The organism is Streptomyces sp. NPDC005955, from assembly GCF_042871255.1.
Lineage (GTDB): Bacteria > Actinomycetota > Actinomycetes > Streptomycetales > Streptomycetaceae > Streptomyces.
This window is the reverse complement of sequence record NZ_JBIAIF010000001.1, coordinates 84,361-104,255: the sequence shown is the minus strand read 5'-3', so window position 1 is coordinate 104,255 and position 19,895 is coordinate 84,361. Positions and strand designations below refer to the sequence as shown.

Sequence of the window (19,895 nt, the reverse complement as noted above, 5' to 3'; positions counted from 1 at the left end):
GATGTTGACGGGAAGGCGGAAGTGATGAGTGTGGGGATTCGGACGGCGGGGGCCACGGACCGGGAGACCGTGGTCGGCCTGCTCGACCGGGGCTTTCGGGGGGACCCGGTCAGCCGGTGGGTGTTCCCGGCCGAGGAGGACTTCCACCACAAGCACCAGCGGATGATGGGGGGCATCCTGGACATCGTGCTGGAGGCGGGCCGCGTGGACCTCACCGAGGACGGGTCCGCCGTCGCCCTGTGGCTCAGCATGCCCGAGGGCGGCCACGAGGACCCGGACGGGGTGGACGGGCCCGCGCTGATGCGGGAGGCGGTCGACCCCGACAACGAGCGGATCGAGCAGGTCGGCCGGCTGACCGGGCGCCTCCATCCCACCCACGCCGCCCACGAGTACCTGTGGATGATCGCGGTGGACCCGGACCGCCGGAGCCAGGGGCTGGGCACCACCTTGATCCGGCCGGTCCTGGAACGCTGCGACCGGGCGGGCACAGCCGCGTACCTGGAGGCCAGCAACCCCCGCAGCCGGGACCTGTACCGGCGCCTGGGCTTCGAGGTCCGCGAACCGGTGCTGGAACTGCCGGACGGTCCGACGATGTGGCCGATGTGGCGGGAACCCGCCGCGTCCTGACGGAGGAGCCCCGACATGGCCAGCAAGTTCACCGACCTGGAGATCGACTGCGCCGACCCCCGGGCCCTGGCCCGGTTCTGGTGCGCGGTCCTCGACTACGAGGTGCGGGACGACCGCGACGACGTCGTCACCATCGGATCGCCCCTGGTGCCCGAGGGCAGGGACCGCCCGGGCCCGGTGCCACCGACGTTGACCTTCGCACGGGTGCCCGAGGGCAAGACCGTCAAGAACCGGCTCCACATCGACGTCAACCCCACCGACCGGGAGCAGGACGAGGAGGTCCGTCGACTGCTCGACCTGGGCGCTCGACACGCCGACGTCGGGCAGGGCGAGGTGAGTTGGGTGGTCCTTCTGGACCCGGAAGGCCACGAGTTCTGCGTCCTCGCGGGCCGCCACCCCTGAGCGGAGGGCCCGACCCGGTCGGTCGGGCCGGCGGCGCACCGGAACGCACAGAAGGGCCCGCCCGGCGAGATCCTGCCCGGGCGGGCCCTTCTCGGTGTCGCGCCGACCGCACGGCGGCCTGCGCACCGTCGACCGGTGATCAAGCCTTCTTGGTCTCCCAGAAGATCTTGTCGATCTGGGCGATGTAGTCGAGCGCCTTCTGCCCGGTGGCCGGGTCGGTGGACGCCTTCGCGGCCGAGAGGGCCTTGAGGGTGTCGTTGACCAGCTGGTGCAGCTCGGGGTACTTCTCGAAGTGCGGCGGCTTGAAGTAGTCGCTCCACAGGACCGAGACGTGGTGCTTGGCCAGCTCGGCGCGCTGCTCCTTGATGACCGTCGCGCGAGCCTGGTAGTGCGGGTCGTCGTTGCCGGCCATCTTGTCCTGCACGGCCTTGACCGACTCGGCCTCGATGCGGGCCTGGGCCGGGTCGTAGACCCCGCAGGGCAGGTCGCAGTGTGCGCTGACCTTCACCCGGGGGGCGAATAGGCGGGAGAGCATGGAGCCGTCCTTCCTCGTGATCGTCTTCTCAGGTGGGACATTACTCCGTGGGGAAGGGGTTTTTGCGAGCGCCCCCGGGGGCCTAGGACGAAAGTCCGGGCGGGATTCGGACTGGTGGCGGAACGGACCGGGAGGTATGCGATGCCGGAAGCAGCACAGGAGCGGGAGGCCCGTGCGCTGTTCGGGTTGGCCGAGGTGGAAGGGCCCTCGATGGTGCCGACGCTGTACGGCGGGGACCGGCTGCTGGTGCGCTACGGGGTCCGGGTGCGCCCCGGACAGGTCGTCGTGCTGCGCCATCCGCTCCAGCAGAACCTGCTCGTCGTGAAGCGGGCCGTGGAGCGGCGCGACGGCGGGTGGTGGGTCCTCGCGGACAATCCGACGGCGGGCGGGGACAGCACGGTGTACGGGACGGTGCCCGAGGAGTTCGTCCTGGGGCGGGTGCTCGGGCGGTACCGGCCGAGGCGCCGGACCCCCGGTCAGCGGTCCTGGAGCGGGGCGCTCGGCTGGGCGCTGACCGCCGTGCGGCCGGTGTCGACGCGCTCGGCCTCCAGGCGCTTGCGGGCCCGGTAGGCGGCCACGTTCGCCCGGGTCGCGCAGCGGTCGGAGCAGTAGCGCCGGGAGCGGTTGGTCGAGGTGTCGAGGTAGGCGTTGCGGCAGGGCGCGGCCTCGCACAGGCCCAGGCGGTCGACGCCGTACTCGGTGAGGTGGATGGCGAGGCCCATCGCCGCGATGGCCGCGTACCCGGCGGTCGCGTTCGACGGGTGGTCCGCGAGGTGCATGTGCCACAGGGGGCGGCCGTCGTCGTCGCGGTAGTCGTGGCCGGAGATCTGCGGGCTCACCGGGAACTCCAGCAGCAGGGAGTTCAGCAGGTCCACCGCCAGGGTCTCGTCACCGCCGTCCGCCGCCTCGAAGACCGAGCGCAGCCGGGCCCGTACCGAGCGCAGCCGCGTCACGTCGGTGTCCGTGGCCCGTCGCGCGGCGGACTTGCTGGCGCCGAACAGGTCCCGCACGGCCTCGACCGAGGTCAGCGCGTCCTGGCCCCGTTCGGGTTCCTCGCTGTTGACCAGGCGTACGGCATAGTCCGAGTAATAGGCGAGTTCCACTTGTAGTCCTTACGGGCGCCGTCTATGGTCGTGAAGGCAATGGGTAATGGTTGCTCACTGCCCAAGGGTATTACGTTCATCGGGTGGTTCCTCGGTGCTGTGCCCGGAGCGGCCCGCCGGGCGGGCCCTCCGGGTCGTAACGGAACCGGGTGCGCCTCCCGAACGGCCGCGCAGGAGAGGTACGGGACGAATGACCGGGACCACGACCGGAACCGACTGGCGAGCCTGGCAGCGGAGCTGGGACCGACAGCAGGAGTGGTACATGCCGGACCGCGAGGAGCGGTTCCGGGTCATGCTGGACATGGTCGAGGCGATCGCCGGCCCCGAACCCCGGGTGCTCGACCTCGCATGCGGTACGGGGAGTATTACGGATCGGCTGCTCCGGAGGTTCCCGAACGCGACAAGTACCGGGGTGGATCTCGATCCGGCGCTCCTCATGATCGCCGAAGGCACCTTCGCGGGTGATGACCGTGTCTCCTTCGTGACCGCCGACCTGACGACGCCGGACTGGTGGGAGCAGTTGCCGCACGACTCCTACGACGCGGTGCTCACGTCGACCGCGCTGCACTGGCTGCACCGGGAACCGCTCGCCGCGTTGTACGGACAGCTCGCCGGGGTCGTCCGGGACGGCGGAGCGTTCATGAACGCCGACCACATGATCGACGAGCTGACGCCCCGGATCAACGAGGCGGACGCCGCGTTGCGCCGTGCGCGGCGCGAGCGGGAGCGGGCGGCCGGGGCGCTCGACTGGGCCGCCTGGTGGGAGGTGGTCGGACGGGACCCGGTGCTCGCCGAGGCCACCGCACGGCGGTTCGCGATCTTCGGTGAGCACGCGGAGGGGGACACGCCCTCGCTCGACTGGCACGTGCGGGCGCTGCGGGAGGGCGGGTTCGCCGAGGCGCGGGGGGTGTGGGCCTCGCCGTCCGACGCGATGGTCCTCGCCCTGCGGTAGGGCGCCTTGCGGGAGGACGACGACCGCGAGGTGCGCCCCCGGGCGGGGGCGCACCTCGCGGTTCCTGACGGGTGGTGCGGGCGGGGGGTTACAGGACCTTCGAGAGGAAGGACCGGGTGCGCTCGTGCCGGGGGTTCGTCAGGACCTCGCGCGGATCACCCGATTCGACGACGACGCCGCCGTCCATGAAGACCAGCGAGTCGCCGACCTCACGGGCGAAACCCATCTCGTGGGTGACGACGACCATCGTCATGCCCGACTCCGCGAGGTCCCGCATCACGTCCAGCACGTCGCCGACCAGCTCCGGGTCGAGCGCGGAGGTCGGCTCGTCGAACAGCATCAGCTTCGGGTCCATCGCCAGGGCGCGGGCGATGGCCACCCGCTGCTGCTGACCGCCGGAGAGCTGTGAGGGGTAGTTGCCCGCCTTGTCGGCGAGGCCCACCCGGGCCAGCAACTCCCGGGCGCGCTCCCGGGCCTGGGCCTTCGACTGCCGCTTGACCTGGACCGGCGCCTCCATGACGTTCTCCAGCGCCGTCATGTGCGGGAACAGGTTGAAGCGCTGGAAGACCATGCCGATGTCACGGCGCTTGAGGGCGACCTCGCTGTCCTTGAGCTCGTACAGCTTGTCGCCCTTCTGGCGGTAGCCGACGAGCTGCCCGTCCACGTACAGCCGCCCGGCGTTGACCTTCTCCAGGTGGTTGATGCAGCGCAGGAACGTCGACTTGCCGGAGCCGGACGGGCCGATGAGGCAGAACACCTCGCCCGTCGCGACCTCCAGGTCGATGCCCTTGAGGACCTCGACGTTGCCGTAGGACTTGTGGACGCCTTCGGCCTTCACCATCGCGGTCATGCCGTGGCCCCCTTTCGGCTGGACAGGGAGAACACGTGCTTCCTGACCTTCTGCCAGGGCGTGGGCGGCAGCTGACGGCTGGAGCCGCGGGCGTAGTACCGCTCGATGTAGTACTGGCCGACGCTCAGCACCGAGGTCATGATCAGGTACCAGGCGGCGGCGAGGAACAGCATCTCCACCGGGGAGCCCGAGGTCTGCCCGATGTCCTGCGCGTACTTGAGTAGTTCGTAGTACTGCACCGCTGACACCAGTGAGGTCGTCTTCAGCATGTTGATGACCTCGTTGCCCGTCGGGGGCACGATCACGCGCATGGCCTGCGGGATGACGATGCGGCGCAGGGTCTTGGAGTGGCTCATGCCCAGGGCGTGCGACGCCTCGGTCTGCCCTTCGTCCACCGACAGCAGGCCGGCCCGGCAGATCTCCGCCATGTACGCGGCCTCGTTGAGGCCGAGGCCGAGCAGCGCCGTCAGGAACGGCGTCATGAAGCTCGACCAGTAGTCCTTGTAGACGAAGCCGAGGTTGATGTACTCGAAGACCAGGCCCAGGTTGAACCAGACGAACAGCTGCACCAGGACCGGGGTGCCCCGGAAGAACCAGATGTAGAACCACGCGATGGACGAGGTCACCGGGTTCTTGGACAGCCGCATCACCGCGAGGAGGATGCCGCCGCCGATGCCGATCATCATGGACAGGGCGGTGAGCAGCAGGGTGCTGCCCACGCCCTTGATGATGCGGTCGTCGAAGAAGTAGTCGGGGACGGCGCCCCAGTTGATCTTGCCCTGGGCGAACGCGTAGACGATCGACGCGAGCAGGGCGACGGCGATCAGGGCGGCGACGTACCGCCCGTAGTGCCGGACCGGAACGGCCTTGATGGCTTCCGGCCGGGAGGACGGCGGGCTCGGGGGAGCACCGTCCGTCTTGCCGATGTCAACGGACACGGATCTTGCCTTTCGGTGGCCTGGCGGCTTCAGCGCGGGCGCGGGGTCACTTGCCGCCGTTGACCACGGCCGCCTTCACGGCGCCGCCGTCGACGCCCCACTTGGCGACGATCTTGGCGTACTCGCCGTTCTTGATGATGGCGTCGAGCGCGGCCTTGATGGCGTCCCGCAGCTCGGTGTTGCCCTTCGCCACCGCGATGCCGTACGGGGCGGCCTCGACCTGCTCGCCGACCAGCTCGAAGTCGTTGCCGCCGCCGGAGGTCTCCACCGCGTACGCGGCGACCGGGAAGTCCGCGGAGCCGGCGTCCGCGCCACCGGAGCGCAGTCGGGTCTGGGCCTGCTGGTCGGTGTCGTACGCCTCGACGCTCAGCTTCTTGCCGGACGGGCACTTCTTCGCCTGGGCCTTGGCGAGGTCGTGGGAGACCGTGCCGCGCTGGACGACGATCTTCTTGCCGCAGAGGTCGTCCCAGGTCGCGATGGACTGGGTCTTGCCCTTGAGGGTGTAGATGGAGACGCCCGCGTTGAAGTAGTCGACGAAGTCGACGCCCTCGCCGACCTTCTTGCCCGTGTCGCCGTCGACGCCATTCTGACGGTCCTTGGTGTCCGTCATGGCGGACATGGCGACGTCGTAGCGCTTGGACCGCAGACCGGTGATGAGGGTGTCGAACGTACCGTTCTCGAAGGTGAACTTCACGCCGAGCTGCTTGCCGATCGCGGCGGCGATGTCCGGGTCGATGCCGACCGTCTTGCCGGACTTGTCCTTGAACTCGACCGGCGCGTAGGCGATGTCCGAACCGACCTTGACCTCACCCTTGTCCCGGATGGCCTGGGGGAGCTTGTCGGCGAGCGGAGCGGCGGCCTTGACGTCGCCGCCCGACTCCCCCTTGTCCTTCTCCTTGGTCTGGTCGCCGCAGCCGGTCAGCAGCAGTGAGCCGGCGACCGCGATCGCGCCGATCGCGGCGAGCCGTGACTGCCCGGACTTCGCGGCGAACGAGCGACGGGTGGAGCGTGCGGTCATGGTGAATCCTCCGGCGAGTGGGTGAGGTGCCGGTGGTCGGCGGGCACACACCTTCGGGTGTCGCGACCACGTGTGATTACGGCATCTTGCCATTCGTGCCTGGTCAAAGAGTCGGCCTGCTATGTCAAAATCGGATAACGGGTCACCCCCGAATCCCGACAGGCCGGTACATCCCGACCGGACCTTCTGCGGGACTGATCATCCCGGGCCGAAAAATCTTCGGCGAGACCGCGGGTGCGCGACGAGACCATTCGGGACGATCGTGGATGGATGGCGACCCCTCGCGGTCTTGTCCATATGTTCACGAAATTCGCGTATGAGTCACATCACCGTGCCGCCCCGGACTCGTCCGTCAAGCGGTCCGTCCGGTATGAAGGTTCTTTACACCCCTCATCAGGGGCTCAGGGCGCGCGTGCGGCGCGCCCGTCGTGCCAGGTCCGCATGCGTCACAGGCAGTTGCGTGTTCGAAGCGCTCCGGGCTTCCGCTCCGGGCTTCGAGGACACCGGATCCGGCACGGTGCCCGCCCACCCCTTTACCAGGAGTGGTCACCCTCAGTCTTAAGAATTAAGGGGCAAGACAAGTGGCAGCGGAGATCGTCAATCCTCGCAGCGACAGCGACAACAGCGCACCCGGCGTCGACGGGGGCACGCGCGGCAAGGGCAGTGCGGGATTCGAGGGCGACGGTGAGCCCCTCGATTCCTTCGACCCCGCGTTCGCCCTCCACCGGGGCGGCAAGATGGCCGTCCAGGCGACCGTGCCCGTCCGCGACAAGGACGAGCTGTCCCTCGCGTACACCCCCGGCGTCGCCCGGGTGTGCAGCGCCATCGCCGAGCAGCCCGAACTCGTCCACGACTACACCTGGAAGTCGCAGGTCGTCGCCGTGGTGACGGACGGTACCGCCGTGCTCGGGCTCGGCGACATCGGTCCGGAGGCGTCCCTGCCCGTCATGGAGGGCAAGGCGATCCTCTTCAAGCAGTTCGCCGGGGTCGACGCGGTGCCGATCGCCCTGGCGACCACCGACGCGGACGAGATCGTCGAGACCGTCGTCCGGCTGGCCCCGTCCTTCGGCGGCGTCAACCTGGAGGACATCTCGGCGCCGCGCTGCTTCGAGATCGAGCGCAAGCTCCAGGAACGGCTGGACATCCCCGTCTTCCACGACGACCAGCACGGCACCGCCGTCGTCACCCTCGCCGCACTGCGCAACGCCGCGAAGCTGACCGGGCGCACCCTCGGTGACCTGCGCGCGGTCATCTCCGGGGCCGGTGCCGCCGGGGTCGCCATCGCCAAGTTCCTGCTCGAAGCGGGCATCGGGGACGTTGCGGTCGCCGACCGCAAGGGCATCGTCAGCCGCGACCGGGACGACCTCAACCCCGCCAAGCGGGAGCTCGCCGAGATCACCAACCGGGCCGGTCTCAGCGGTGGCCTCGATGCCGCGCTGGCCGGGGCGGACGTGTTCATCGGGGTGTCCGGGGGAACGGTGCCCGAGGCCGCGGTGGCCTCGATGGCGCCCCGGTCCTTCGTGTTCGCGATGGCGAACCCGGACCCCGAGGTGCACCCGACGGTCGCCCACAAGTACGCGGCCGTGGTGGCCACCGGGCGCTCCGACTTCCCGAACCAGATCAACAACGTGCTGGCCTTCCCCGGCATCTTCGCCGGCGCGCTCCAGGTGCGGGCCTCCCGGATCACCGAGGGGATGAAGATCGCGGCTGCCGACGCGTTGGCGGCGGTCGTCGGCGACGAACTCGCCGCGGACTACGTGATCCCCTCGCCGTTCGACGAGCGGGTGGCCCCCGCGGTCACCGCGGCGGTCGCCGCGGCGGCCCGCGCCGAGGGCGTCGCCCGCCGCTAGCCCGTTCCGGTGGTTGCGTGCAAGGGCCCTGTCCCGGGAGGAGTCCCGGGGCGGGGCCCTGCGCATGGGCCCGGTCGGGCGGGCGTGGCGGAGGGTGCTGTGCGTCACCCGGGGCGGACGTTCCGGCGGGGCGGCGGTCGGGCCTATCGTCGCGGGCATGTTCGCTGCCTACGCCGCTCGCATTGACCGTGATCAACCACTGAACGGGCTGGAGCTGGGGGAACGCCCCGCCCCCGGGGCCCGGGACGGCTGGACCACCGTGAACGTCCGGGCCGCCTCGCTGAACCACCACGACCTCTGGTCCCTGCGCGGGGTGGGGCTCGGCGAGGACGCGTTGCCGATGATCCTCGGCTGCGATGCCGCGGGGGTCGACGCGGACGGCAACGAGGTCGTCCTGCACTCCGTCATCGGGCAGACCGGGCACGGGGTGGGGCCCCACGAGGGACGCTCCCTGCTGACGGAGAAGTACCAGGGCACCTTCGCCGAACAGGTGTCCGTGCCGGTGTGGAACGTGTTGCCCAAGCCCGCCGGCCTCTCCTTCGTGGAAGCCGCCTGTCTGCCCACGGCCTGGCTCACCGCGTACCGGATGCTCTTCACCAACGCGGGGGTGCGCCCCGGGGATTCGGTGCTCGTCCAGGGTGCCGGGGGCGGGGTCGCGACCGCCGCGATCGTGCTGGCCAAGGCCGCCGGGCTCCAGGTCTTCGCCACCAGCCGCGACGAGGCCAAGCGCACGCGCGCCCTTGAACTGGGGGCGGTGGAGGCACTGCCCACGGGGGCGCGGCTGCCGCGCCGGGTGGACGCCGTGATCGAGACCGTGGGGGCCGCCACCTGGTCGCACTCCATCAAGTCGCTGCGGCCCGGCGGCACCCTGGTGATCTCCGGTGCCACCAGCGGTGACGCACCCTCACATGCCGAACTGACCCGGGTGTTCTTCCTGGAGCTGCGGATCGTGGGCTCCACGATGGGCGCCAAGGACGAGTTGGAGGACCTGCTCGCGTTCTGCGCCGCGACGGGGGTGCGTCCGGTGATCGACGAGGTGCTGCCCCTGGACCGGGCCCGGGAAGGGTTCCAACGGATGCTCACCGGTGACCTGTTCGGGAAGGTCGTGCTGACCGTGTAGTTCCTTCGGCACCCCCACCGGGGCCACCCGCGCACCCGGACGGGACGCGGTGTGACGCGGGTCACGGGAAGTCGGTCGGTGGTGCCGGACAGCTCATCGTTGTGAGCACTCATATGCGTACCCGGGTGCGGGCCGGGGAATCGACCGCGTTCGCGGAGCTGTTCGACAGCTATGCCCGCGCGGTGTACAACCACGCCTTCCGGCTGACCGCCGACTGGTCCACGGCCGAGGACGTGATGGCCGCGACCTTCCTGGAGGCATGGCGGCTGCGTGACCGGATCGAACCGGAAGGCGGCTCCCTGCGGCCCTGGCTGCTGGGCATCGCCACCAACACCGCGCGCAACCAGTACCGGAGCAATCGACGCTACCGGGCCGCGGCCGGCGCGGCCGCGGCCGCGGAACTCGCGGTGCCCGACCACGCCGACGAGGTGGCCGCACGGGTCGACGACCGACGACTGCTGGCGAAGGCGCTCCGGGCCCTGGCCAAGCTCCGTAGACCGGAGCGCGAGGTGGTGGCCCTCTGCCTGGGCGAGGGGCTGGACTACGAGAGCGCTGCGGAGGCCCTCGGGATCCCGGTGGGGACCCTCGCCTCCCGACTCTCCCGGGCCCGCAGGAAACTCCGGGCGTTCGCCGAGGAGGACCCGATCCGCCCGGTGCCGGGGAGGTCCTTCGAGGAAGTCCCCGGAAAACGGGAAGGCGGGCGCCCCGCCCGACAGACAAGAGGTGATCACACGCACGTGATCCGGCCCGCGCAGGGAGGAAACCGATGAACGCGCACACGCCCCGACAGGCCCCGCTCGAAGGGGAACAGGACGCACAGCTCCTGTCCCGGACGGCGCGTGACCTGCCGGCGGGCCGCCACCAACTCCACAAGGAGCGTCTGATGGCCCGCATCCAGCAGGAACAGCGTGAGACGACGACGGTCCCGGACGGGGGGCGCCGCTTCCGGCTGCCCCGTCCGGCGGTCACCCTGCCCTTGATGGCCGCCGCACTGGCCGGGGTGGTCGTGGTCGGCGTCCTGAAGGACGACGGCGAGGGGGTGCGGGACGGCGGTGCCGCCACCGCCGCGCTCCCGACCGTGGAGATCGGCACCGCGACCACCAAGGGGATGCCGCAGTTGCTCGACCGGATCTCCCTGGCCGCGGCCAAGGCGCCCCACCCGAGCGTGCGGCCGGGACAGTACGTCTACATCGAGTCCAAGGCGGCCGACACCTATCTGAAGCGGGTGGAGGACGAGGTCACCCTGGGCAACCACGCGCTCCACCGCCGCCAGGTCTGGAAGTCCTCCGACGGCACCAAGGGGTGGCTGATCGACCCGTCCGTCAATGACGCCCCCGAGGGGGAGACGCTGAGCGGCACCGATGAGAAGGGCAACGTCCCGGTGGCCGGTCTGAACAATCCGTCGTACGACTACCTGGCCGATCTGACCACCGACCCCGATCAACTGCTCGCCCTCATCTACAAGGAGACGAAGGGGCAGGGCAACTCCCCCGACCAGCAGGCGTTCACCACGATCGGGGACCTGCTCGGCGAGAGCTATCCGCCCGCGAAGCTCTACCCGGCGTTGTTCAAGGCCGCCGAGAAGATCCCCGATGTCGTCGTGGTGCCGAAGGCGGTGGACGCGGTGGGTCGCGAGGGGGTGGCGGTGGCCCGGCTGGACGAGGTCAGCGGGGAGCGCGAGGAATGGATCTTCGACAAGAAGACCCATGTGTTCCTGGGCTCCCGTACGGTCCAGGTCGGGGAGCGCCCGGAGGACGAGGGGCTGATCAAGCCCGGCCAGGTGACCCACACCCATGCCGTGCTGAAGCGGGCCGTGGTGGACGGGGTGAAGCAGATCCCGTCGACCGACTGACCCACCGGCCCGAAACCGACCCGGCTCCCGCGGCTCCGACGCCCCGATGTGTCAACTTTGATTGACGTGATGTGCTTGTCAATGTACGTTGACGGCATGACCGAAGCAACGGATCTCGCCGCGCGAGCCGGTGATCGTGACCCCCGGGTCGGCCTGCGGGCCGTCGCCGCGCTGCGACGGCTGCTGGAGCGCCTGGAAGCCGTGCAGGTGCGCAGTGCCCGCCAACAGGGGTGGTCGTGGCAGGAGATCGCCGCGGAGCTGGGGGTCAGTCGGCAAGCGGCGCACAAGAAGCACGGGAGGCAGTGATGTTCGAACGGTTCACCGGGGACGCACGGGCCGTGGTGGTCGGGGCGGCCGAACAGGCGGCGCGCCGGGGGAGGCGGCGGGTGGAGGCGGAGCACCTGTTGCTCGCGCTGCTGGACCGTCCGGGTGGCCGGGCGTCGTCCGTCCTGGCCGCCCTCGACGTCGACCCGCGGCGGGACTCCATGGTCCGGGCGCTGGCCGATGCGCGACGGCGGGCGGGGCTGACCCGTGCCGACTCCGAGGCCCTGGCCGGCCTCGGGATCGACGTCGAGCAGATCGTCGACCGGGTGGAGGAGGGGCACGGTGCCGGTGCGCTCGAACCCGATGCGGGCCGGGGTGCGCCTCCGGCACCGCGCCGCGGCTGGTTCTCGGGGCCCGCGTTCTCCTCGGAGGCCAAGGCCGTGGTGAAGGGGGCCCTGCGGATGGCGTTGGAGCGCGGGGAGCGGGAGATCGGCGACCAGCACCTGTTGCTGGCGTTGACGGCCCAGCCCGGAGTGGTCTCCGAAGTCCTCGCCGACCACGGGGTGGGGCCAACGGAGGTGTGGAGGGCGCTGTCCGCGGGCTCGTTCGGACGTGGAGACGGGGGCGCTGGACGAGCTGCCTGAGGGGAGGGGCGGCCCCGTGGACGGCAGACGCTGTCCACGGGGCCGCCCCTCCTCCGTGCAGGACGGGGACGGGGCGGCCCTGCCGCTAGGAACTCCGGTCCTCCGGGGTTCTGGTCGTCAGCGTTGCGGCGATGTGGGCCGCGGCGGTGGAGAGATGACGGCGCGCCGTACGGAACTGGGCCTCCGTGACGCCGTGATCGCGGGCGGCGTCGCGGATGTCGTCACGGAAGCGGTCCAGTAGGCGGTCGAGGTCGCGGGCCGGGTTGTCCGAGGGGTTTTGCTCGGACCACTCCGGGGCGTAGCCCGCCGGGAAGGCGGACGGAACCTCGCTGTACTCGGGCGGAGCCGTCCCTGCGTCGGCTTCCGCCGTGAGGTCTCGCTTCGTGGAGAAGTCCGGCTTCGCTGTGAGGTCCGGCTCCGCAGCGGGGTCGGCCTCCTGGGCGGGGTCCCGCTCCGGGGCGGGGTCGGTCTCTCGGGCGGGGTCGGTCGCGCGTGTGGTGCGGGTCTGTCCGAACTCGCCGAACTCCTTGACCAGCTCCGACAGGCCCTCGCGGACCCCCGTGGGCCAATCGCCGCGCTGGAAGTGGGACTGCACCTGTTCCTGGACCCGCTTGGCGATCCGCTGGACCTCCTGCTGGGCCTGGGTCTGGGCCTCCTGTGCCTGGCGGCGGGCCCGCTGGGCCTCGTCACGGGCCCGGCGGCTCTCGTCCTTCGCCCGGCGGGCCTGTTCCTTCCACTCCTGCTTGGCGCGCTTCAGGTCCTCCTTGGCGCTCTGCCACGCCTGTGAGTCGCCCCAGGAGCCGTCGAGGAGGCCGGAGGGGTCGGGGAAGCCCGGCCCGCCCGCCGTGCCCCCGGAGGTCCGGGCCTGCTGGGCCGCCGCGCGCATGTCGCGGCGCAGGTCGCCCGCCGAGGTGCGCACGTCGTCGCGGATCTCCGCGGCGAGTTCCGCGACGGATTCGCGGATCTCCAGCTCCAGGTCGACGAGCTCGCCCTGACGGCTGGCCAACTCGGCGCGGCCCGCCTCCGTGATGGAGTAGACCTTCCGCCCGCCCTCGCTGGTGTGGGTGACCAGCCCCTCCGTCTCCAACTTGGCGAGGCGGGGGTACACCGTCCCGGCGGACGGTGCGTACAGCCCCTGGAAGCGTTCCTCCAGGAGGCGGATCACCTCGTACCCGTGGCGGGGGGCCTGGTCCAGGAGCTTGAGGAGGTAGAGGCGCAGTCGGCCGTGGGCGAAGACGGGGGGCATGTCACATCACCTTCCGGTCGGCGTCGACCCCGTCGGGGGCGGCGGAGGGCGGGGCGCCTGGGTGCTCGGCGCCGGGTCTGCGGAGTAGGGCGATCGAACCGGACATCGTACTGGCCTTGAGCTTGCCCGTGCCCGCGCCGAGGCGGCCGGTGATGCGCTTGGCGCCCCACTGGTCGCTGACCCGTAGGCCCTCGAAGTGGTTCGACACGGCTCCGCTCGCGGTGTTCGCCTCGACCTCGGCGTCGGCGGGGTCCGGTAGCCGGATGGCGATCTCACCGGAGACGCTGTTCAGCTCGACGTCTGCGGGGCGGCCGGTGGGGTCGAGGTCCACGATCATGGAGCCGCTGACCGAGTCCGCCCGGACCCTGGTGCCGGATCCTTCGACGACGGTCAGATCGCCCGAGACGGAGTTGAACCGGAGGGTGCCCGTCAGGGCCTGGGCCTCGATGTTCCCCGAGACCGTGTCGGTGCGGACCGGGCCGTCCATGCCGACGAGCGTGGTGTCGCCGGTGACGCCCCGGACGTCCGTACGCCCCGCGATGCCGGAGATCACGGCTCCGGCGCCGACGACGCCGACCTCCACCCGGGTGCCGGTCGGGACCGTCAGGGACACGACCGCGCTGCGGCGCCAGCCCTTGTTGTCGAGCCAGCGCAGGAAGCCCTTCCAGGGGAGGTCGTCGTACGCCACGGTCAGGACGCCGTCCTCATGGGTGATGGCCAGGGGCGGGCCCTCGATCTCGGACACCTGGAGCCGGGCGGAACTCTCCTCGGTACCCACCACGTTCACCGTTCCGTTGACGATGCGTACGTGGAGCGCCGTGACCGGGGCGTCGAGGCTGAGCTGTTGTGGCTCGGCGACGGACCACTCGGACATGGAACCTCCCTCGGTCGGGACTGGACGCGCCATATCGCGTCTTCTGCAATACACGATATATCGCGGATGGTCGGGGTCAAGTACCCGAAGGGGTGACCTTCAGGTTCCGCCGGTGGGCTGAGGTGTGTCGAGGTGCACCGAAATACACCAGTATGCGCTGTGTGCGGCGGTTCGCCCCGAGGTGATTTAGCGTGGGGACATGGCGTTCGACCCCAGCTCCGCGACCGGGGCGCTGCTGCTCTGCCGGGCGGCCCCCGAGACCGTCACCGCCGCGGCCCGGCTGCTGCGCGAACCCTTCCGGTGCGTCGCCGCGGGGGAGGGGTGGACGGTGCTGGTCCCCGGGACGACGCCCTGGGCGGACGGCGGTGACCCCGTGGAGCGGGTGGTCACCGGTTGGGCGGGGGCGCTGGCCGTCGGCGGGCAGTGGGCCGTGCTGGCGCTGTGGTGGGACCCCGGGCACAGCGGCTTCGTGCTCGCGTCCGGGTTCCGGCGGCCCGTGGCCTTCGAGTGGCTGGCGGGCGGCACGCCGGTCGGCGAGGCGGAGGCCCTGCACACGTTCGCGCTGCGGCTCGGGCTGGACCCCGTGCTGGACGTGCAGGCGTTGGAGGAGCTGGCGCGGCCGGACTCCGACGCGGATGCGCGGGCGCGACTCATCGGACTGGTGGCGGTGCTCGCACGGACGGGGCTGGCGCTGCCGCGCGGGTTGGCGCCGGGGGTTGCGCCGGGGGTGCTGTGGGCCGTCGCGGCGCGGTACGAGGTGGTCGGCTCGGTGTGGTGGGCGGTGCCGGTGCGGGGGGCCGCGGTGGTTCTGGTGGTGGGGGGTGTGCCGCTGCTGCTCGTGGGTCTTCGGCGGCGTCGGGGTTCCTGGGTGTTGGGTGGTGGGGTTCTCGTTGCCTCCGGGGTGTGGGGGTTGCGTCGTACGCGGTGAGTGTGCGGTTCTCCGCGGAGTTCCGGTGCGGGTGCGTCGTGGTTGCTCGCGCCGTTCCCCGCGCCCCTTCCAGGTGCGTCCACCTGGGGGTGCGCTGTCCCGCGCGGTGCGCTGGGTGTTTCGCGCAGTTCCCCGCGCCCCTTGGATCGGGGACTTCTCGTCGCCGTCGTCCGCCCCGCCGCCACAGCACCCGCACGAGCCAGCACCCGCACGAGCCAGCGCACGCTCAGGCGGGCGTACCTCAGGGGCGCGGGGAACGGCGCGAGCAACCCCCACGCACCCGCACGGGCCAGCGCACCCGAGCCGGAGCGGCCCCGACAGGGGGCGCGGGGAACTGCGCAAACCACCCAGCGCACCCGGAGTGGACAGCGCACCCGCAGGTGGATGTACCTCAGGGGCGCGGGGAACGGCGCGAGCAACCCCCACGCACCCGCACGGGCCAGCGCACCCGAGCCGGAGCGGCCCCGACAAGGGGCGCGGGGAACTGCGCAACAGCGCCGCGCACCCGCACGGGTCAGCGCAGCCGAAGGGCTACTCTTCGTCGTCCAGGCGGGCAAGCCACGTCGCGAGGCGTTCCACCGGAACCTCGAAATCGGGGTTCAGGTCCACGAACGCGCGCAACTGCTCGGCGAGCCACTCGAAGGTGACTTCCTCCTCGCCGCGCCGCTTCTCCAGTTCCTCGATGCCCCGGTCGGTGAAGTACAAGGTTCCGCTCCTGCTCAGGACCACGTGTTGGTCCCCTCAGGGTACGGCCCCGGGAACGCCGGGAGGCCCGGGCACCCGCCATCGCGGGCACCCGGGCCTCCTCGGGGACGTGCCGGGGGCGTTACGCCTCGAACACCTCGTTCACCAGCTGCTCCTGCTCGGCCTGGTGCCGCTTCGCCGAACCGACCGCGGGCGACGAACCGTGCGGGCGGGAGATCCGCCGCAGCCGCTCGCCGTGCGGGACGTCCGCGCCGACCGCGAGGTCGAGGTGGTCGATCAGGTTCAGCGCGATGAACGGCCACGCACCCTGGTTCGCGGGCTCCTCCTGGACCCAGAGGTACTTCTCCGCGTTCGGGTACTTGGAGATCTCCGCCTGGAGCTCCGCGCCCGGCAGCGGGTACAGCCGCTCGATCCGGATGAAGGCGGTGTCCTGGGTGCCGCGCTTGATCCGCGCGGCCTCCAGGTCGTAGTAGACCTTGCCCGCGCAGAAGACGACCTTGCGCACGGCCGCCGGGTCCACGGTGGTGTCACCGATGACCGGGCGGAAGCCACCCGTGGTGAACTCCTCCGTCTTCGACGCCGCGGCCTTGAGCCGGAGCATCGACTTCGGGGTGAAGACGACCAGCGGCTTGTGGTGCGGGTTGTGGACCTGCCAGCGCAGCAGGTGGAAGTAGTTCGACGGCAGGGTCGGCATCGCGACCGTCATGTTGTTCTGCGCGCACAGCTGGAGGAAGCGCTCCGGGCGGGCGGACGAGTGGTCCGGGCCCTGGCCCTCGTAGCCGTGCGGCAGCAGCAGGGTGACGCCCGAGGTCTGGGCCCACTTCTGCTCGGCGGAGGAGATGAACTCGTCCACCACGGTCTGCGCGCCGTTCACGAAGTCGCCGAACTGCGCCTCCCACATGACGAGGGCGTCCGGGCGGGCCAGCGAGTAGCCGTACTCGAAGCCCATCGCCGCGTACTCGGACAGCAGCGAGTCGTAGACGTTGTACCGGGCCTGGTCGTCCGACAGGTAGAGCAGCGGGGTGTAGTCCTCGCCGGTCGCCCGGTCGATCAGGACCGCGTGCCGCTGGCCGAAGGTGCCCCGGCGGGAGTCCTGGCCGGACAGCCGGACCGGGGTGCCCTCCATCAGCAGCGAGCCGATGGCGAGGGTCTCGCCCATGCCCCAGTCGATCGTGCCGTCCTCCACCATCGCCATCCGGCGCTGGAGCTGCGGCAGCAGCCTCGGGTGGACGGTGACCCGCTCGGGGATGTTCACCTGGGACTCGGCGATCCGCTTGACGACCTCCTGCGAGACCGCCGTGGTGACGGCCACCGGGAACTCGGGCTGCGGGTCGGGGCTGTGCACCTCACCGGGCTGCGAGGTGGCCTCGCGGACCTCGGTGAAGACCTTCTCCAGCTGGCCCTGGAAGTCCTGGAGCGCCTGCTCGGCCTCCTCCAGCGTGATGTCGCCGCGACCGATCAGGGACTCGGTGTACAGCTTGCGCACCGAGCGCTTCTTGTCGATCAGGTCGTACATCAGCGGCTGGGTGAACGCCGGGTTGTCGGTCTCGTTGTGCCCGCGGCGGCGGTAGCAGATGAGGTCGATCACGACGTCCTTGTTGAACGCCTGACGGAACTCGAACGCCAGCCGCGCCACCCGCACCACGGCCTCGGGGTCGTCCCCGTTGACGTGGAAGATCGGGGCCTCGATCATCCGTGCCACGTCCGTCGCGTACATCGACGAGCGGGAGGACTCCGGGGCGGCGGTGAAGCCGACCTGGTTGTTGATGACGATGTGGACCGTGCCGCCGGTGCGGTAGCCCCGCAGCTGCGACATGTTCAGCGTCTCGGCCACGACGCCCTGGCCGGCGAAGGCCGCGTCACCGTGCAGGGCGACCGGCAGGACCGTGAAGTCCGTGCCGCCCTTGTTGATGATGTCCTGCTTGGCCCGCGCGACGCCTTCGAGGACCGGGTCGACGGCCTCCAGGTGCGAGGGGTTGGCCGTCAGCGAGACCTTGATCTGCTCGCCGTCGAGACCGGTGAAGGTGCCCTCGGCGCCCAGGTGGTACTTGACGTCGCCGGAGCCGTGCATCGACTTCGGGTCGAGGTTGCCCTCGAACTCGCGGAAGATCTGCGCGTACGACTTGCCCACGATGTTCGCGAGCACGTTGAGACGGCCGCGGTGGGCCATCCCGATGACGACCTCGTCCAGCCGGGACTCGGCCGCCGAGTCGATCACCGCGTCCAGCAGCGGGATGACGGACTCGCCGCCCTCCAGCGAGAAGCGCTTCTGACCGACGTACTTGGTCTGGAGGAACGTCTCGAACGCCTCGGCGGCGTTCAGACGGCGCAGGATGCGCAGCTGCTCCTCGCGCTCCGGCTTGGAGTGCGGGCGCTCGACGCGGTCCTGGATCCACTTGCGCTGCTTGGGGTCCTGGATGTGCATGAACTCGATGCCGGTGGTGCGGCAGTACGAGTCGCGCAGCACGCCGAGGATCTCGCGCAGCTTCATCATCGACTTGCTGGCGAAGCCGCCGACCGCGAACTCCCGCTCCAGGTCCCACAGGGTGAGGCCGTGCTCGGTGATGTCCAGGTCGGGGTGCTTGCGCTGGCGGTACTCCAGCGGGTCGGTGTCGGCCATGACGTGGCCGCGGACCCGGTAGGAGTGGATCAGCTCGAAGACGCGGGCGGCCTTGGTGACGTCGTCGTCGTGCGAGGCGTCGATGTCCTTGAGCCAGCGGACCGGCTCGTAGGGGATGCGCAGCGCCTCGAAGATCTCGTCGTAGAAGCCGCTCTCGCCGAGCAGCAGGTTGGCGACGACCCGCAGGAACTCGCCGGAGGCGGCGCCCTGGATGACCCGGTGGTCGTAGGTCGACGTGAGCGTCATGACCTTGGAGATGCCGAGCTTGGTCAGGGTGTCCTGGGAGGTGCCCTGGAACTCCGCCGGGTAGTCCATCGCGCCGACGCCCATGATCACGGACTGGCCGGGCATCAGACGCGGCACGGAGTGCACGGTGCCGATGCCGCCGGGGTTGGTCAGGGAGACCGTGACCCCGGTGAAGTCGTCCATGGTCAGCTTGTTGTCCCGGGCGCGGCGGACGATGTCCTCGTACGCCTGCCAGAACTCGAAGAAGTTGAGCGTGTCGGCCTTCTTGATGGCCGCGACGACGAGCTGGCGGTCGCCGTTGGGCTTCACCAGGTCGATCGCGAGCCCGAGGTTGACGTGCTCGGGCTTGACCAGGGTCGGCTTGCCGTCCTTCACCGCGAAGGAGTTGTTCATGGCCGGCATGGCCTTGATGGCCTGCACCATGGCGTACCCGATGAGGTGCGTGAAGGAGATCTTCCCGCCCCGGGCGCGCTTGAGGTGGTTGTTGATGACGATGCGGTTGTCGAACAGCAGCTTCACCGGGACGGCGCGCACGGACGTGGCCGTGGGCAGTTCCAGGGAGGCGTTCATGTTCTTGGCGACGGCGGCCGACGGGCCGCGCAGCGTCACGAACTCGGGGCCGGTGGTGGCCTCCGCCGCGGGCTTCGCGGCGGCCGGAGCCTTCGCGGGCGCCGCGGCCTGGGCCGGCGCGGGGGCACCCTGTGCGGTGGCGCCCTGGGCCGGTGCGGCGGGAGCCTGCCTCGGAGGCGTGGCCGGGACAGCGGCGGCGGCCTGCGGGGCCGGAGCGCTCGGGACGGCCGCGGCCGGGGTGGCGGGCTTCTCGGCCTGCGCGCCCGGGGCTGCGGTATCCGCCGGAGCCGGCGTGGCAGCAGCCCCCGGCTTGTAATCGGCGAAGAAGTCCCACCAGGCGCGGTCTACCGAGTTCGGGTCCTGGAGGTACTGCTGATAGATCTCGTCGACGAGCCACTCATTGGCGCCGAAAGCCGCGGCGGGGTCGTGACCCTGCCCGGCTTGTTCGGTCGTGGGGGCGCCTCCCGGCCGGAGGCTGGGGGAGCTCGAGTTACTGGGGGACTGTGGCGACACGGCGGCAACCGCCCTCTTCCGCTTCACAAGATGATGGA

Annotated in this window: 20 protein-coding genes; 11 read left to right on the top strand and 9 right to left on the bottom strand. The window is 70.7% G+C overall.

Annotation, left to right across the window (positions count from 1 at the left end; all coding sequences use genetic code 11):
• Positions 1 to 24 precede the first annotated feature (24 nt).
• Both ACFYOU_RS00395 and ACFYOU_RS00390 read left to right on the top strand, forming a co-directional pair.
• Positions 25 to 627 carry a GNAT family N-acetyltransferase gene (locus tag ACFYOU_RS00395; protein WP_391302343.1) on the top strand — a complete coding sequence of 201 codons (603 nt, stop codon included), beginning with the start codon at positions 25 to 27 and terminating at the stop codon, positions 625 to 627.
• A gap of 15 nt (positions 628 to 642) precedes the next feature.
• The gene (locus ACFYOU_RS00390) at positions 643 to 1,029 is read left to right on the top strand and encodes a VOC family protein (protein ID WP_389772387.1); all 387 of its coding nucleotides are present in this window, start codon (positions 643 to 645) and stop codon (positions 1,027 to 1,029) included.
• Between the two features lie 139 nt (positions 1,030 to 1,168).
• On the opposite strand, the gene sodN is transcribed toward ACFYOU_RS00390, so the two are convergent.
• Positions 1,169 to 1,564 carry a superoxide dismutase, Ni gene (gene sodN / locus ACFYOU_RS00385; RefSeq protein WP_385491878.1) on the bottom strand — a complete coding sequence of 132 codons (396 nt, stop codon included), beginning with the start codon at positions 1,562 to 1,564 and terminating at the stop codon, positions 1,169 to 1,171.
• A 141-nt stretch (positions 1,565 to 1,705) separates the two neighbouring features.
• Here sodN and sodX point away from each other — a divergent pair, with 141 nt between their 5' ends.
• On the top strand, positions 1,706 to 2,134 hold the full coding sequence (gene sodX / locus ACFYOU_RS00380; protein ID WP_389772390.1) for a nickel-type superoxide dismutase maturation protease: 429 nt from the start codon (positions 1,706 to 1,708) through the stop codon (positions 2,132 to 2,134).
• Here the strand turns inward: sodX and ACFYOU_RS00375 are convergent.
• Positions 2,041 to 2,667: a CGNR zinc finger domain-containing protein gene (locus ACFYOU_RS00375; protein ID WP_389772393.1), complete on the bottom strand. Its 627-nt coding sequence runs from the start codon at positions 2,665 to 2,667 to the stop codon at positions 2,041 to 2,043. The genes sodX and ACFYOU_RS00375 overlap by 94 nt on opposite strands.
• Positions 2,668 to 2,857: 190 nt before the next feature.
• Between ACFYOU_RS00375 and ACFYOU_RS00370 the strand changes: the two genes are divergently transcribed.
• Entirely contained in the window at positions 2,858 to 3,619 is a 762-nt protein-coding gene (locus ACFYOU_RS00370) for a class I SAM-dependent methyltransferase (RefSeq protein ID WP_389772395.1), read from the top strand.
• A gap of 88 nt (positions 3,620 to 3,707) precedes the next feature.
• On the opposite strand, the gene ACFYOU_RS00365 is transcribed toward ACFYOU_RS00370, so the two are convergent.
• The 3 genes from ACFYOU_RS00365 to ACFYOU_RS00355 are packed head-to-tail and all read right to left on the bottom strand — an operon-like array spanning position 3,708 to position 6,425.
• Entirely contained in the window at positions 3,708 to 4,469 is a 762-nt protein-coding gene (locus tag ACFYOU_RS00365) for an amino acid ABC transporter ATP-binding protein (RefSeq protein WP_389772397.1), read from the bottom strand.
• Positions 4,466 to 5,407: an amino acid ABC transporter permease gene (locus ACFYOU_RS00360; protein ID WP_389772400.1), complete on the bottom strand. Its 942-nt coding sequence runs from the start codon at positions 5,405 to 5,407 to the stop codon at positions 4,466 to 4,468. Before ACFYOU_RS00360 ends, ACFYOU_RS00365 begins: the two co-directional genes overlap by 4 nt.
• Before the next feature lie 46 nt (positions 5,408 to 5,453).
• Positions 5,454 to 6,425: an ABC transporter substrate-binding protein gene (locus tag ACFYOU_RS00355; protein ID WP_389772403.1), complete on the bottom strand. Its 972-nt coding sequence runs from the start codon at positions 6,423 to 6,425 to the stop codon at positions 5,454 to 5,456.
• Positions 6,426 to 7,006: 581 nt separating this feature from the next.
• Between ACFYOU_RS00355 and ACFYOU_RS00350 the strand changes: the two genes are divergently transcribed.
• The 6 genes from ACFYOU_RS00350 (at position 7,007) to ACFYOU_RS00325 (ending at position 12,155) form a co-directional block, all read left to right on the top strand.
• Complete coding sequence (locus ACFYOU_RS00350) at positions 7,007 to 8,275, top strand: NADP-dependent malic enzyme (protein WP_389772407.1); 1,269 nt, start codon at positions 7,007 to 7,009, stop codon at positions 8,273 to 8,275.
• A gap of 157 nt (positions 8,276 to 8,432) precedes the next feature.
• Entirely contained in the window at positions 8,433 to 9,395 is a 963-nt protein-coding gene (locus tag ACFYOU_RS00345; RefSeq protein WP_391302338.1) for a zinc-binding dehydrogenase, read from the top strand.
• Between the two features lie 113 nt (positions 9,396 to 9,508).
• Positions 9,509 to 10,165, top strand: a complete 657-nt coding sequence (locus ACFYOU_RS00340) for a sigma-70 family RNA polymerase sigma factor (RefSeq protein ID WP_391303751.1) — start codon at positions 9,509 to 9,511, stop codon at positions 10,163 to 10,165.
• On the top strand, positions 10,162 to 11,247 hold the full coding sequence (locus ACFYOU_RS00335) for a CU044_5270 family protein (RefSeq protein WP_391302336.1): 1,086 nt from the start codon (positions 10,162 to 10,164) through the stop codon (positions 11,245 to 11,247). The genes ACFYOU_RS00340 and ACFYOU_RS00335 overlap by 4 nt, the downstream gene beginning before the upstream one ends.
• Before the next feature lie 96 nt (positions 11,248 to 11,343).
• On the top strand, positions 11,344 to 11,553 hold the full coding sequence (locus tag ACFYOU_RS00330) for a helix-turn-helix domain-containing protein (RefSeq protein WP_389772417.1): 210 nt from the start codon (positions 11,344 to 11,346) through the stop codon (positions 11,551 to 11,553).
• Positions 11,553 to 12,155, top strand: a complete 603-nt coding sequence (locus tag ACFYOU_RS00325; protein WP_391302333.1) for a Clp protease N-terminal domain-containing protein — start codon at positions 11,553 to 11,555, stop codon at positions 12,153 to 12,155. Before ACFYOU_RS00330 ends, ACFYOU_RS00325 begins: the two co-directional genes overlap by 1 nt.
• Before the next feature lie 85 nt (positions 12,156 to 12,240).
• Here ACFYOU_RS00325 and ACFYOU_RS00320 read toward each other — a convergent pair whose 3' ends face one another.
• Positions 12,241 to 13,401 carry a helix-turn-helix transcriptional regulator gene (locus tag ACFYOU_RS00320; protein WP_391302331.1) on the bottom strand — a complete coding sequence of 387 codons (1,161 nt, stop codon included), beginning with the start codon at positions 13,399 to 13,401 and terminating at the stop codon, positions 12,241 to 12,243.
• A 1-nt stretch (position 13,402) separates the two neighbouring features.
• Entirely contained in the window at positions 13,403 to 14,275 is an 873-nt protein-coding gene (locus ACFYOU_RS00315) for a DUF4097 domain-containing protein (RefSeq protein WP_389772425.1), read from the bottom strand.
• A gap of 199 nt (positions 14,276 to 14,474) precedes the next feature.
• Here ACFYOU_RS00315 and ACFYOU_RS00310 point away from each other — a divergent pair, with 199 nt between their 5' ends.
• A complete protein-coding gene (locus tag ACFYOU_RS00310) occupies positions 14,475 to 15,203 on the top strand; it encodes a hypothetical protein (RefSeq protein WP_391302329.1) in 729 nt (242 codons plus the stop codon).
• Between the two features lie 531 nt (positions 15,204 to 15,734).
• Here ACFYOU_RS00310 and ACFYOU_RS00305 read toward each other — a convergent pair.
• Together ACFYOU_RS00305 and ACFYOU_RS00300 are read right to left on the bottom strand one after the other, a co-directional pair.
• The gene (locus ACFYOU_RS00305) at positions 15,735 to 15,908 is read right to left on the bottom strand and encodes a DUF6104 family protein (protein WP_387009284.1); all 174 of its coding nucleotides are present in this window, start codon (positions 15,906 to 15,908) and stop codon (positions 15,735 to 15,737) included.
• 121 nt (positions 15,909 to 16,029) lie between these two features.
• Complete coding sequence (locus ACFYOU_RS00300; RefSeq protein ID WP_391302326.1) at positions 16,030 to 19,857, bottom strand: multifunctional oxoglutarate decarboxylase/oxoglutarate dehydrogenase thiamine pyrophosphate-binding subunit/dihydrolipoyllysine-residue succinyltransferase subunit; 3,828 nt, start codon at positions 19,855 to 19,857, stop codon at positions 16,030 to 16,032.
• Between the last annotated feature and the right edge of the window lie 38 nt (positions 19,858 to 19,895).

Coding starts and splice junctions, on each gene's coding strand:
- ACFYOU_RS00395 (WP_391302343.1), top strand. CDS start 25: ATGAGTGTGGGGATTCGGACGGCGGGGGCCACGGACCGGGAGACCGTG.
- ACFYOU_RS00390 (WP_389772387.1), top strand. CDS start 643: ATGGCCAGCAAGTTCACCGACCTGGAGATCGACTGCGCCGACCCCCGG.
- sodN (WP_385491878.1), bottom strand. CDS start 1,564: ATGCTCTCCCGCCTATTCGCCCCCCGGGTGAAGGTCAGCGCACACTGC.
- sodX (WP_389772390.1), top strand. CDS start 1,706: ATGCCGGAAGCAGCACAGGAGCGGGAGGCCCGTGCGCTGTTCGGGTTG.
- ACFYOU_RS00370 (WP_389772395.1), top strand. CDS start 2,858: ATGACCGGGACCACGACCGGAACCGACTGGCGAGCCTGGCAGCGGAGC.
- ACFYOU_RS00365 (WP_389772397.1), bottom strand. CDS start 4,469: ATGACCGCGATGGTGAAGGCCGAAGGCGTCCACAAGTCCTACGGCAAC.
- ACFYOU_RS00355 (WP_389772403.1), bottom strand. CDS start 6,425: ATGACCGCACGCTCCACCCGTCGCTCGTTCGCCGCGAAGTCCGGGCAG.
- ACFYOU_RS00345 (WP_391302338.1), top strand. CDS start 8,433: ATGTTCGCTGCCTACGCCGCTCGCATTGACCGTGATCAACCACTGAAC.
- ACFYOU_RS00340 (WP_391303751.1), top strand. CDS start 9,509: ATGCGTACCCGGGTGCGGGCCGGGGAATCGACCGCGTTCGCGGAGCTG.
- ACFYOU_RS00335 (WP_391302336.1), top strand. CDS start 10,162: ATGAACGCGCACACGCCCCGACAGGCCCCGCTCGAAGGGGAACAGGAC.
- ACFYOU_RS00330 (WP_389772417.1), top strand. CDS start 11,344: ATGACCGAAGCAACGGATCTCGCCGCGCGAGCCGGTGATCGTGACCCC.
- ACFYOU_RS00325 (WP_391302333.1), top strand. CDS start 11,553: ATGTTCGAACGGTTCACCGGGGACGCACGGGCCGTGGTGGTCGGGGCG.
- ACFYOU_RS00320 (WP_391302331.1), bottom strand. CDS start 13,401: ATGCCCCCCGTCTTCGCCCACGGCCGACTGCGCCTCTACCTCCTCAAG.
- ACFYOU_RS00315 (WP_389772425.1), bottom strand. CDS start 14,275: ATGTCCGAGTGGTCCGTCGCCGAGCCACAACAGCTCAGCCTCGACGCC.
- ACFYOU_RS00310 (WP_391302329.1), top strand. CDS start 14,475: ATGGCGTTCGACCCCAGCTCCGCGACCGGGGCGCTGCTGCTCTGCCGG.